At 60.7% G+C, this 11,968-nt stretch carries 10 protein-coding genes; 5 read left to right on the forward strand and 5 right to left on the reverse strand.

The features are described from left to right. Nucleotides 1-69 precede the first annotated feature (69 nt). Nucleotides 70-690 carry a TetR/AcrR family transcriptional regulator gene (locus F7R26_RS08785; protein ID WP_150993189.1) on the forward strand — a complete coding sequence of 207 codons (621 nt, stop codon included), beginning with the start codon at nt 70-72 and terminating at the stop codon, nt 688-690. On the opposite strand, the gene F7R26_RS08790 is transcribed toward F7R26_RS08785, so the two are convergent. Both F7R26_RS08790 and F7R26_RS08795 read right to left on the reverse strand, forming a co-directional pair. Continuing rightward, entirely contained in the window at nt 596-1,378 is a 783-nt protein-coding gene (locus tag F7R26_RS08790) for a TetR/AcrR family transcriptional regulator (protein ID WP_150993187.1), read from the reverse strand. The two genes, F7R26_RS08785 and F7R26_RS08790, sit on opposite strands and share 95 nt — an antisense overlap. Next, nucleotides 1,375-2,394, reverse strand: coding sequence for a ferredoxin--NADP reductase (locus F7R26_RS08795; protein WP_150993185.1), 1,020 nt, complete (start codon nt 2,392-2,394; stop codon nt 1,375-1,377). The genes F7R26_RS08790 and F7R26_RS08795 overlap by 4 nt, the downstream gene beginning before the upstream one ends. Nucleotides 2,395-2,572: 178 nt before the next feature. Between F7R26_RS08795 and F7R26_RS08800 the strand changes: the two genes are divergently transcribed. Beyond that, nucleotides 2,573-3,658 carry a ferritin-like domain-containing protein gene (locus F7R26_RS08800; protein WP_150993183.1) on the forward strand — a complete coding sequence of 362 codons (1,086 nt, stop codon included), beginning with the start codon at nt 2,573-2,575 and terminating at the stop codon, nt 3,656-3,658. Nucleotides 3,659-3,914: 256 nt separating this feature from the next. On the opposite strand, the gene F7R26_RS08805 is transcribed toward F7R26_RS08800, so the two are convergent. After that, nucleotides 3,915-5,012 carry an HAD family hydrolase gene (locus tag F7R26_RS08805; protein ID WP_150993181.1) on the reverse strand — a complete coding sequence of 366 codons (1,098 nt, stop codon included), beginning with the start codon at nt 5,010-5,012 and terminating at the stop codon, nt 3,915-3,917. A gap of 281 nt (nt 5,013-5,293) precedes the next feature. Here F7R26_RS08805 and F7R26_RS08810 point away from each other — a divergent pair, with 281 nt between their 5' ends. Then, a complete protein-coding gene (locus F7R26_RS08810; RefSeq protein ID WP_150993179.1) occupies nt 5,294-6,244 on the forward strand; it encodes an NAD(P)H-dependent flavin oxidoreductase in 951 nt (316 codons plus the stop codon). A 153-nt stretch (nt 6,245-6,397) separates the two neighbouring features. Here the strand turns inward: F7R26_RS08810 and F7R26_RS08815 are convergent, their stop codons facing one another. Beyond that, on the reverse strand, nt 6,398-6,991 hold the full coding sequence (locus F7R26_RS08815) for a helix-turn-helix domain-containing protein (RefSeq protein WP_150993177.1): 594 nt from the start codon (nt 6,989-6,991) through the stop codon (nt 6,398-6,400). Nucleotides 6,992-7,635: 644 nt separating this feature from the next. Between F7R26_RS08815 and mprA the strand changes: the two genes are divergently transcribed. Together mprA and F7R26_RS08825 are read left to right on the forward strand one after the other, a co-directional pair. Continuing rightward, entirely contained in the window at nt 7,636-9,408 is a 1,773-nt protein-coding gene (mprA, locus tag F7R26_RS08820) for an MprA protease, GlyGly-CTERM protein-sorting domain-containing form (protein WP_150993175.1), read from the forward strand. Between the two features lie 75 nt (nt 9,409-9,483). Continuing rightward, a complete protein-coding gene (locus tag F7R26_RS08825) occupies nt 9,484-9,897 on the forward strand; it encodes an NINE protein (protein ID WP_150993173.1) in 414 nt (137 codons plus the stop codon). Nucleotides 9,898-10,228: 331 nt separating this feature from the next. Here the strand turns inward: F7R26_RS08825 and F7R26_RS08830 are convergent, their stop codons facing one another. After that, a complete protein-coding gene (locus tag F7R26_RS08830; protein ID WP_058698951.1) occupies nt 10,229-11,758 on the reverse strand; it encodes an IS3 family transposase in 1,530 nt (509 codons plus the stop codon). Between the last annotated feature and the right edge of the window lie 210 nt (nt 11,759-11,968).

The following is an 11,968-nucleotide window of genomic DNA, read 5'->3' on the forward strand; positions in this document are numbered from 1 at the left end:
GCTCGCCAGGACGCGCCCGCGCGGCGAGCCGCAAAGGGACCTGTCGCAGTCACCGTCACCCCGCCAGCCATGCGCCCCCCACGCCAGCCGCGCAGCGAGCAGAACCTGATCAACATGATCAAGGCGGGGCGTGCGCTGGCAGAGCAACGCGGCGACCTCGATGACATTTCCCTGAATGACGTCGTGAAGGCCGCCGAGACGTCGATCGGCGCCTTCTATGCCCGCTTCAAGGACAAGGAGGCGTTCCTCCAGATCATGCTTGAGGCAGCGCTGGACGAGGCCGAAGCGCTCACGAAGAAATCGATCGCCAGGGATCCGGTCTGGCAAGGCGGTTCGGCCAAGGCCATCGTGGAGCGCATCGTGCGCGTCTACGTAGGCCAGTTTCGCCAGAATCGTGGCCTGTTCAAAGGCTTCCTGCGGCATTACTCCGCGACCGGGGCCGGCGACAATCCCATGCGGCAGGCCAACCGCCGCGTCCAGGATTTGCTTGTGCCATTGCTGGCCAGGCAACTCGATTCCCCACGCGCCGGTACCGCGGACTTCGAGGTGCGCGTCGCCATTCAGTTCCTGGTGGGCACGCTGGCCAATCTGTTGCTCAACGATCCGGGCCCGCTGCACCTGGAGCAACGCAAGCTGGAAACCCACCTGATCCGCATGATGAGCCGCTATCTGATGCTGCCAGAGGCGTAGGCGAGACATCGCCCGCCGCTGGCAATGCAAGGTAGCGGTGCAGCATCTCGGTGAGCCGTTGCTCTTGCCGCGGATCGTACAGATCCAGGGCGCTGGGCGTATGCAGCACGATGGTGGTCAATGCACTAATGACAAGCTGGACCGCGATGCGTATCTCCTCATCCGGCCGGCCGAAGCGCCCGGCGGGGACGCGACTGGCCAGGCGCGGCACCATGGCATCCAGGATCTGCCGGTTGGCCTCACGAATGGGTTGCCACAGGGCGTTCTGCGCGGGGCTATGCCGCATATACGCGGCGAACAGGCCACGGTGCTTACGGAACAGGCCGATATAGAAGCCGACGATGCGCGCGCAGATTGCGTGGGCCGGCCCTGCGTTCCAGGCGGGGTCCGTGGCCAGCGAATAGTCCAGCTCGGCGCGCAGTTCCGCCAGCGTGTCTTCCAGCACCAACGCGCAGAAGGTCTCCTTGTCCGGAAAGCGCGCATAGAACGCACCAACGGAAGTGGACGCGGCCCGCACGAGATCGGCGAGCGAGAAGCCGGTCAGGCTGCCGGCCTCGTTGATCAGCGCTCTGCCTGCGGCAAGCAGCGCCTTCAGCGTGGCCTCGCTTCTTTCCTGGCGGGGCTGTTTCAGTCCCGCGCGCAGTGTTGGCGCCGCGACGTCAGTGGGGGCCGTGGTTTCGGGTGTCATACGTCGAAAGTGATGGCGACCGGCCGCGCCTGGCGCGGGCGTGCCTGGCAGGTCAGGATCCAGCCGGCGGCAAGTTCGTCGGCACTGAAAACATCGTTGCGTGCATGGACGACCGCGCCATCCACGCACTTGGCCGCGCACGAGCCGCAATAGCCTTCCTCGCAGGCATAGGGCGCATCCACGCCGCAGGCCAGCGCGGCCTGCAGCAGGGACTGGCCGCTGGCAACCCGCACCACATGCAGGGCGCCGCCGAGGGTTACGGTGGCGTCGCAAGCGTGCGCAGGCATTGGCGCCGTGCTTGCCGCCTCGGCCTCCTGCGCGGCCGCGTCAAACCGCTCCAGATGCACGCGCCCCGGCGCCATGCCGGCCATGTCCGCGGCCTCCAGCACGGTCTGCATGAATGGCCCAGGGCCGCACAGGTAGAGCTGGCAGTGCGGCACCGCCGAGAGCAAGGCGGCAATCTTGCCGCGTTCGGGGAAACCATCGGTGTCGTCGTGGTGCAGATGCAAGGCCAGCCGATCGGGGTTGTCGCGGGCCAGCCTGGCGATCTCCGCCGCGAAGATCGTGCTGTCGGCATCCCGATTGGCGTAGTAGAGCGTCATTGCGGCGCTGGTGGATGCCAGCGCCGAACGGATCATCGACAGCACCGGCGTAATGCCGCTGCCCGCCGCGCAGAAGAAGAGCGGGGCGCCGATGTCCTCGCAAACGAACCGGCCGGTCGGCGCGCTTACCTCCAGTTGCGTGCCCACGTCGACATGCGCATGGAACCAGCCCGACGCGCGGCCCCCGGGGATGCGCTTGACGGTGACGACCGGGAGGCCCCCTGCCTCGGGCGAGCTGGAGAGCGAATAGCTGCGTAGCAGAGTTTTCCCGTCCACGTTTACCCGGAAGGTGAGGTGCTGGCCGGCGCGATACACGAAGGATTGCTGCAGCGCATCGGGAATCAAGAGCGCGAAGGAACGGGCGTCTTCGGTCTCCCGAGTGATCTGCGCGACAGTCAGATTGTGGAACTGCATCAATGTCTCCTGGCTTCTGCGGGCCCTGTGCCGGACCCTTGAAATAACAAGAAAGAGAATTATGATTCTGTTTATAGCCGGAAGCAAAAGCAAATTCAAGACCGATCCCACCACCGGCTAGGGTAAGCAAAACAGGCGGGGAGAACGGTCAAAACCCATGAGCGCCAAAGGAGATTGCATGTCATCCCTTCATCGTTACACGTTGCCGGTGGTCCAGACAGGCTGGTCGATCGGCAGCCAGGTTTCCACCGAGTTCAACTGGGAGTACGACAACGAGAATTCCAAGCTGCTGCAGCTCTACGAGACCAGCAAGAAACAGCAATGGAACGCCACGGACCGGATCGACTGGTCGCAGGAGCTCGACCCTGAGAACCCACAGGAACTCGATGACAGGATGATCCCTATCTACGGCACGCCGCTATGGGAGAAGATGGGCAAGCACGACCGCATCGACGTGCGCCGCCACCAGCAGGCGCATTCGTTGTCGCAGTTCCTGCATGGCGAACAGGGCGCGCTGATGGTGTCTGCGCGCATCGTGCAGATGGTGCCGGAGATGGACGCCAAGTTCTATGCCGCCACGCAGACCATGGACGAAGCACGGCACGTGGAAGCCTATTCGCGCCTGCTGCACGAAAAGGTCGGGATCATCTACCCGATCACGTCCGGGTTGAAATCGCTGCTTGAAACCATCCTGACCGACTCGCGCTGGGACTTCTGCTACCTCGGCATGCAGGTGCTGGTGGAAGGCCTGGCACTGGCCGCTTTCCAGCGCATTCGCGACTTCTCCAAGAATCCGCTGGCGGCGTCGATCAATGCCTACGTGATGCAGGACGAAGCGCGCCACGTTGCCTTCGGCCGTACTGCGCTGCGCGGCTATTATCCGCAGCTGACGGAGGCCGAGCGCAAAGAGCGCGAAGACTTCGTGATCGAGGCCTGCTACCTGATGCGCGATCGCTTCGACCAGAAGGAAGTCTGGAGCCGCCTTGGCCTGCCGGAAGAAGAGTGCGCCAAGGCCGTGCGGGAGTCCGAGACCATGCGGCAATTCCGCCAGCGGCTGTTCAGCCGGATCGTGCCGACTGTCAAGGATATCGGCCTGTGGAGCCCGCGCGTGCAGGCCGCGTTTGCCGACATGGGCGCGATCGAGTTCGCCAATGTCGATGTCGAGGCGCAGTTCGCGCAGGACCAGAAGATCGCGGAGGAGTTTGACGCGCGCCGCGTGGTGATGGAGTCGATTGAGGCCGCGCAGGCCGGAGCCGGGCACTGAAGCGGTCTTGGTTGCGGGCCCGGCCTGTCAGGCCGGGCCCGTGCGCGTGACGCTGGCCCAGCAATTCGATGGCCTCTGGCGTGCTGCGGGAGTCAGATGCCGCGGTCGCGCAGATCGGGCACTTCGCAAGACAGACCACTGGTCCAACGTCCGCATGCATCGCGCCAGACGCGACGAACATTGCCGCGCCCGTCTAGGGTGACGTTGCGCCTCGCAGCGAATGCAAGACAGCGAAGCTGTGATTCGCGTCTTTAAATCACCGTTGCGCGGGCGGATACACCTGCCTCCAGTCCTGCTTCATGCTCACGACCGTCCATCCCTTGGCGACTGCCTCGTCCCAGGCCTTGTCCAGCTTGCCGACCTTGGACTGGCGGTCATAGGCGAACTCGCGATCGGCATCGTCGTGATGCACCAGCAGCGCCAGACGGGCACCGGGCCCTGCCGCGACGTACTGCAGCATTTGCAAATCGCCGTCGGAATTACCAAAAGCCAGGATGGGCCGGCGGCCGATGCCACGGTAGATGCCGACCGGCTTGCCCGGGCCATCGTCGATGAAATCCAGTTTTGGCTGGCGCACGAGGGCAGGCTGGCCATTCAGCAATTGATACTTCACGACCTGGCTGGAGCCGATCACTTGTTCCGGCGGGATGCCATACACCTTTTCTACCCACGGCCGCATGAACTCGATGGTGCCCCCGGAAACGATGTAGGTCTTGAAGCCATTGGCACGCAGATAGGCCAGCAACTCAAGCTGCGGCTGATAGACCAGCTCGGTGAAAGGGCGCTGGAACTTGGGATGCTTCGCCGATGCCAGCCACGTGCGAATGGTCTCGTCGTAGGCTTCCACCGTCATCCCGCTATTTGCCGTGGCGATCAGCCCCAGTAGTTCCTTCTGGTACTTGGCCAGCGCGGCATGGTCATTCGCCACCAGCGCCTTGAGGGCTGGGCTGTTCTTCCATTCAGGGTGTTTTGGGGCTGCCTGCTTCACCTGGTCGAGCAGGAACAGGAACTGGAAGTAGAGCGGCTGTTCGCTCCAGAGCGTGCCGTCGTTGTCGAACGTGGCAATGCGCTCCGATAGCGGCACATAGGTGGGAGCGCCTTCGCGGGTCACGCTGGCCACGAACTTCAGGATCGACTGCTTGGCGGGGCCGTCCTGCCAGGAGGGCAACGGATCCGCGGCGGCCGCCGCGCTAGTTGCGCTAGTTGCGCTTGTTGCGCCCGCCTGTGGTGCAACTGTCGGGCCGGCGGTGGGCGTCCCGGTGCCAGCACAGGCGGCTACGGTCAGCGCGATCAGCATTGCGCCGATCCGGGTCAGGATGCGTTGCGTCAGGCGCCGGCGGTCGATTTCTTCCATTGGACACTCCTCAAGCTGAGCAATCGGGAATTTGTGCTGGGTGCGCAACGGGCCGTTTTGTGACGGCGAGCGTTATCAGCGCAGAGTGCCATGGATCATTCGCCTTTGATCTGAACAATTTCAGCACGCGATCTAAAAGAGCTTGTACTTGCCGATCGACCGATCGATCGATCGACCGACCGGCGGGGCCCCATGAATATGCAACCAGTTGCATTGAGTCGGCGTTGCGAAATAGAATGCCAAAACAACGATCACGGGATACCGAACGGAGACAAAGAGGCATGACCATCAACAATCGCGTGACAAGGATGCTTGGCGTCCAGCATCCTATCGTCCAGGCCCCCATGGGATGGATCGCCCGGGCCCAGCTTGCCGCGGCAGTCTCCAATGCAGGTGGCATGGGCATCATCGAGACCTCATCCGGAGAACTGGACACCATCCGTGGCGAGATCCGCAAGATGCGCGAACTGACCGACAAGCCGTTCGGCGTCAACATTGCCCTGACTTATGTGCGCGACCCGGCCATCGTGCAATTCGTTGTCGATGAGGGAATCCGCTTCGTGACCACATCCGCCGGCGACCCGGCACGCTATTGCGCCGAACTGAAGGCCGCCGGCCTGACGGTTTTCCATGTGGTGCCTATGCTGGCCGGCGCGCTTAAGGCGGTTGCTGCCGGCGTGGATGGCCTGATCGTGGAAGGCAGCGAGGGCGGCGGGTTCAAGAATCAGCGTGACGTCGCCTCAATGGTGTTGCTGCCGCTGGTCTGCTCGAAGGTCGATGTCCCGGTTATCGCCGCCGGCGGCTTCTGTGACGGTGCCACCATGGCGGCGGCCTTCGCCATGGGTGCCGAAGGGATCCAGATGGGCACGCGCATGTTGTCGTCGGTAGAGTCACCCGTTCACGACAACTGGAAGAACGCCGTTGTCGATGCCCGCGAGACGGACACCGTTTTCCTCAATCGCGGCGGCAATGGTCCAGCGCTGCGAGCCCTGCGCACGGCACGCACATCCCGGATCGAAGAGCAGGTGCCGGAGAGCATCAAAAGCGAATTCGCCGGCGTGCAGCAACTCTACTTTGGCGGCGACATGGAGGCGGCCGTTCCGCTGACCGGTCAGGTTTGCGGGCGTATTGATTCCGTAAAAACGGTACGCCAGATCATTGAAGAAACGATTCGGGATTTCAGCCAGGCTGTGGACGGACTGGCTGCGCGTTACGGCTCCGTGAAAGCCTGATCAAACGCATGGGGGGCATCAGCGGGCTGGGGCAGGGTGGGACGTGTGACCACCTCTGCCAAGGCTCGCAGCCTGTCCGACCCACCTCCATCTTTGCAAGCCGCCTTTCTCCCGCCGACCTTGTGCTCACGTGCAACGTTCCGCCACGATGCGTTACGTCTCCCGCTCACCTGGCAGTTTGAGCGCGCAAATCTGGCGCGTGAGGATGCCTCGAACGATCGCTTCAGTGCGATTGTGAGCGCCTAGCTTATCGCGCGCGAGATCCACATAGTAGTCCACGGTACGCGCTGAAATCCCTAGCTCGTGGGCGATCTCCTTGCTCGACAGGCCGAGCGCCGCGTACGCCAGTACATTTTTCTCCCTCTCGTTTAATCGAGCAGGACTGCTCGATGTTTCAGTGTTCCTTGAATACGCATTGTCATAGGCGGCGTGAAGTTTCGCGTGAGCAGCGAGAATGGCGCCAACGTCGGGACGGGGGGCGCTCTGGATGAGAAGCCGCGACGCCGAGCCGTCCGGCCCATAGAAGGCGCTCTCAATGAGATCAGCGGAAAGCAGTCGCGGCAGGGCAGGGCCGCTCCATCGAAATGGAGATGCTACGGGAGGAAAATCCATCCCGACCTCTCCAAATTCTTGCACGATCAGCGGCACTGCAATCCCAGGCGCGTAGGAGACGCGGCCCGCTGATGCAGAGAGACTTGCGCAGGCCGCATAGAGGAACTGCAATAGCCCGGGCTCAAATGCTGTCACGGCTTTGCCTCTGCAAGGTGGAAGCCTGAAGCTGGCGTAGTCAGTACAACGTGCGATCCATCCGGCGAACTCTTCCCGCGACTTTCGTCAAAAATAATAATGAAAAAATGAAAGTTAGTCGGCATTCTATTTTTTATTTTCATACAACCTGATATTTCTGGTTTCGATTCGCGAAAACCGATTCAATGAATCGGAAATTTCTTTATAAGAAAAATTTCATTATTCTCCTTCTTGGAATCCTCGACGCAGTTATCACGACTTGCCGTAATGGCCGGGGCATATATGTGTGCAAGCGATGGCTAAACATACAGGCCCTCCATACCTGTGTAGTTTGTCTTTCCATCAAGTTGCCAAATGGCCTGCGCAGATTGCCATCCATGGCGAACCTAGCATAGTGACGGAGATGATGGAATCGGACTCGTCCGATTTTTCGTGAGAAAACTCGGATTTTTATGCTCAGACAACACTTGTAATTTTACGAATAGGCAGGCGGCTACGTTCGCCGCGAGAATTCACGCGCTGTAAAAAAGTCGGCCAAAGATCCCACCTGGTTCGTCGTTTTCAAATCGCCGTAGCAACTCACGCGGACACCGCTCCCTACCTGGCGCTCTGTGTTCGGAAGTTGCGCAAGTTGGAGGAAGAATGTGAAGAAGAAATGGTTGGTTGGTGTTTGCGCAGCGCTGTTGCTGTCCGGGGCGGCCCAGGCCGGCGAGCAGGTGGCCGTCAAGTTCGACGGCGCTTCTAATGCGGAGGCTGTCATCCAGACCTTTCGCAGCGCCACCGGGGCGGACCTCAAAATGGTTCGCCTGATGTCCGGAAACGCCTGGGTGATTTCGCTGCCGGACAACATCAGTGACCAGGAGCGCGCTCGCATCCTGGATGCCCTGCGGACGATCCGCGGCGTGGATTGGGTCGAAGCAGAAACCCACCATCGGACGAACACGCTGAACGGCGGCTGGATTCCGAACGATCCCAACCTGGCCCCTAACCAATGGAACCTGCATGACCCGGCGATCCCGGGCAATGCCAAGGGCGCAATCAACGCGGTGAATGCCTGGTCGAGCAGCAAGGGCGATGGCATCGTGATCGCCATTATCGACAACGGCGTGAACGCAACCCATCCTGATTTACGGGGCAAGATGCTCTCAGGCTACAGCTTCATCACGCGTACCGGCCGTGGCACCAACACGCAGCCGCCGGCCTTTGGCGCGAAATGCGCCAACGCTGCCCAGCAGAACGGCAGCGCGCCGACGATGGTCTACCACGGCACCAACATGGCAGGCATTGCCGCGGCAGCAACCAACAATGGACTGGGCATCGCGGGGGTCGCCCCGAATGCGTCTATTCTGCCGGTAAAGGTCATGGATGAATGCCAGGCGAGCAGCTTCGACGTCGCGGATGCTATTCGATGGGCCGCAGGCTCCAGCGTACCTGGCGTTCCTGGCAACCCGAACCCGGCTCGGGTCATCAGCATGAGTCTTGGCGCCGCCGGAGTCTCGAAGTGCGATGCGGTAACGCAAGCGGCCATTGCAGATGCAAGCGCCAAGGGCGCCGTGGTGGTGGTGGCAGCGGGTAACGAAAGCGGCCCGGTAACAACGCCCGCCACATGTCATGGCGCGATTGCCGTTGCCGGATTGACTTACGCCGGCGCTCTCGGCTCGTATAGCAATTTTGGCCCGGCAATTGCGGTTGCTGCCCCGGGCGGTGGCGGCGTGGTGACGCAGCCTGATCCAGTCTATGGCTGGTCATTGGAGGACATCGGCGCCACGTCCTATGATAGCGATGGCAGAAACTTGCCCATTTACAATTCGGTTGGGATCGGCACGAGCAACGCCGTTCCACAGGTTGCTGGCGTAGCGGCATTGATGCTTGCTCAGCGGCCGGCGCTGACGCCAGCCGCGGTACGCCAACTGCTGCGCAAGAGTGCCCGGTCCTTCGTAGACTCAAGCTGCAACACGTGGATTTGCGGCGCCGGCATGCTCGACGCATTCGGGGCCGTTACCCTGGCAGCGCAGGCCGTTGTTCCCAACGCGTCGGCGATTGCGCCGAAATCGGTGAGTACTGGCACGACGGTGGCACTTGATGGCAGCCAGTCCAGCAGCGCCAATGTCTCGTACGCCTGGACCCAGCTTAGCGGCCCGAAGGTTACGTTGCTGAATGCCAATGCGGCAATCGCCTCGTTCACCCCCACGGTGGCTGGCGATTACCAGTTCGGCCTGACCGTGACTGACAACGCCTCAGGACTGTCGGCCGGCACTAGTGTGCTGCTTTCGGCAGCGGTGCCTGCTACCACAAGTAGCGGTAGTAGCAGCGCAAGTGGGGATGGGGGTGGTGGCGGTGCGCTTAGCCTCTTCGAGGCGGTGCTACTCCTTGCCGGCGGCTTGCTCGCCTTCGCAGGTCGCCGCCGTATCCGCTGATTCGATGGATCATCAAGTAGCTTCAGTGCTACAGGCTATGGCATCATCGCGTCAAACCACAGCACGAGACGAACGATGTATCCATCGAGCAATCCCCGGAGTGATACGCACAGTAAAGTCATCGGTTATCTGTTGTGGATCTTCGGCTTTACCGGGTCCCATCGCTTTTACTACGGCAAGCCGGTAACCGGGACGATCTGGTTCTTCACGTTGGGCCTGCTCGGGATCGGCTGGCTTATTGACCTGTTCCTGATCCCCGGCATGGACCGCGAAGCGGACTATCGATTTGCATCCGGCAAGTACGACTACAACGTGGCGTGGATCCTGCTGACCTTCCTCGGTATCTTCGGCGTGCATCGGATGTATATCGGCAAATGGATCAGTGGCCTGATCTACTTGTTGACCGGCGGCGTATTCCTGATCGGCGTGCTGTATGACTTCTGGACGCTGAATGAACAAGTGTCGGAGAGGAACGGAATATATCCCTAACGGGCGTGGCGTTCGCGTGCAGGGGGCGCTTCAGAATAGGGTCGATCGATGCGCGGTCGGTTTGGGGATGGATTCGGCTGCTGGCGGACGTTGGTGCTGGTAGGCAGGTTGCAGGGCGCGGACACGGCTTCCTGGTCAACGCCGGGCTGACGCTGGGCGGCGTTGCTGGGGGGCAAGAATGGGGAGGATGGACGTTCAGGCAGTCAGTATCTCCGGCGTGGATTAACAATATTTTTTAGATTTAACATAATCTACATTATGCGTGTCACGGCTGTGTAAAGGCCAAATCAGAATGTCCGCTTTGGGGGTGCGGATGAATTCTTGGACTGAGTTAAGTTGCGATTCCAAGGTGGCGCCGGTATTCGACCGGACTCATGCCGCGCAGCGACAATTTGATGCGCCGCTCGTTGTACCACTGGATGTAAGAGTTTAGCTCGTGCATGAATCCTTCTACCGTCGTGCCAGCCCAGTTGCGACAGTAGTACATCTCATTTTTCAGGCGACCGAAGAAGCCTTCGCAGGCTGCGTTGTCAGGTGAGCAGCCCTTTCGCGACATGGAACGGATGAGACCAGCCGCCTTGATGCGCTGCAGCCATCCCGGCCAACGATAGTGCGAGCCCCTATCACTGTGTACTACGGGGCTGTCGCCATCGGTGAGCGTGGTGATGGCGCCGTCGAGCATGCTATTGACCAATTGTGCGTCAGGCCTCGTGCCGATAGACCAACTTACAACCTTGCCGTCAAAGCAATCGATCATGGGCGATAGATACACCTTGCCAGCTGGAAGCTGGAATTCGGTGATGTCTGTCAGCCATTTTTGATTTGGCGCCTGCGAATGGAAATCCCTAGCAATCAGGTTCTCGGGGGCAGCGCCAATCTCCCCGCTGTAGGAACTGTACCGACGACGAGGCCGACGGACAGTAAGCTGCTCCTCCGCCATCAATTTGCGCACGACCTTTTCGGAGATCCGAATATCTCGCTGACGCAGCATCGCGTGGATACGACGGTACCCATAGCAGCGATGGTTGCTGTCAAAGATCTCGACCATGGCCTTACGTACATCGCCGTACTTATCGCGCAGCCTCAAGCCTGTCTTGTGATAGAAGTAGCTACTGCGCGCAAGCCCGACGACGCGAAGAAGCTCAGGCAACGGATACGTAGCTTTCAAGGCATCAACCACCTGTGTCTTCTCCCTGTTTGTCAGGGTCAGGGAGTTGATGCCTTGGTCTTTTTTTATTAGATCGCCCGCCTGCGCCAGGATGTCGCGCTCAAGTTGCAGCTGGCGTACCTGCTGTTCGAGCTGCGCGATTCTTTCCAGCAACGCTGCATGCTCGTCTTCAGGCGAGGCCAATTTACGTTTGCGCATAGATCGATATGCCTCGTCTCCGAGCAGTTGATCTTTCCACTTGTACAGCATCGGTCGGCTTACTCCAACCTTTTTCGCTACTTCCTCCGCTGAGCCCCGGCGGGCGCAAAGGTCAGTGACTGCCTGACGTCTCTGCTCGGACGCAAACGGCGCACTGGTGTTTGTGCTCGTGACCATGCGACGCGAGCCAGGGCGCAGCTCCTCAATCCAGCGGGCCAGCATTTCGGTGCTGGGATACCCGAGGGCTCTGCGGGTACCAACTAGAGAGCAGCCATGACCGAAGTAGTGATCCACCGCCACGCTTTTTTGCTCCAGCGTGTATCGATGCCTTGGACGGCGGTGCTCGGGCAGGTCCCCCAGTGCCTGGTAAAGGTTGACCCACCGCTTCAGGTTCTTACCCGACGGATAGCCCAGCTCACGAACGACCGTTGCCGTCTTTCCTCCATACTTTAAATACAGCTTGACCGCCCTGATGCGATCCTCGTACGAATACATGAACTACCTCCAAGTAGTCCAAGAATTCATCCGCACCCCCTTTCAGCCACATCAGAATGTCCTCTGGATAGACCTATACTGGTAGCGCCTGGGTTGGACGGGAGCGCGCCGTGAAGGATCGAGGGTTGATCACCATGAGTCTGCGTGAAGTTGACCGCTTCAAGGTCCACCAGCCGCGCAGGCGCCGCCCTGCCCTACACGACCTAGACC

This window comes from Cupriavidus basilensis (genome assembly GCF_008801925.2).
GTDB lineage: Bacteria > Pseudomonadota > Gammaproteobacteria > Burkholderiales > Burkholderiaceae > Cupriavidus > Cupriavidus basilensis.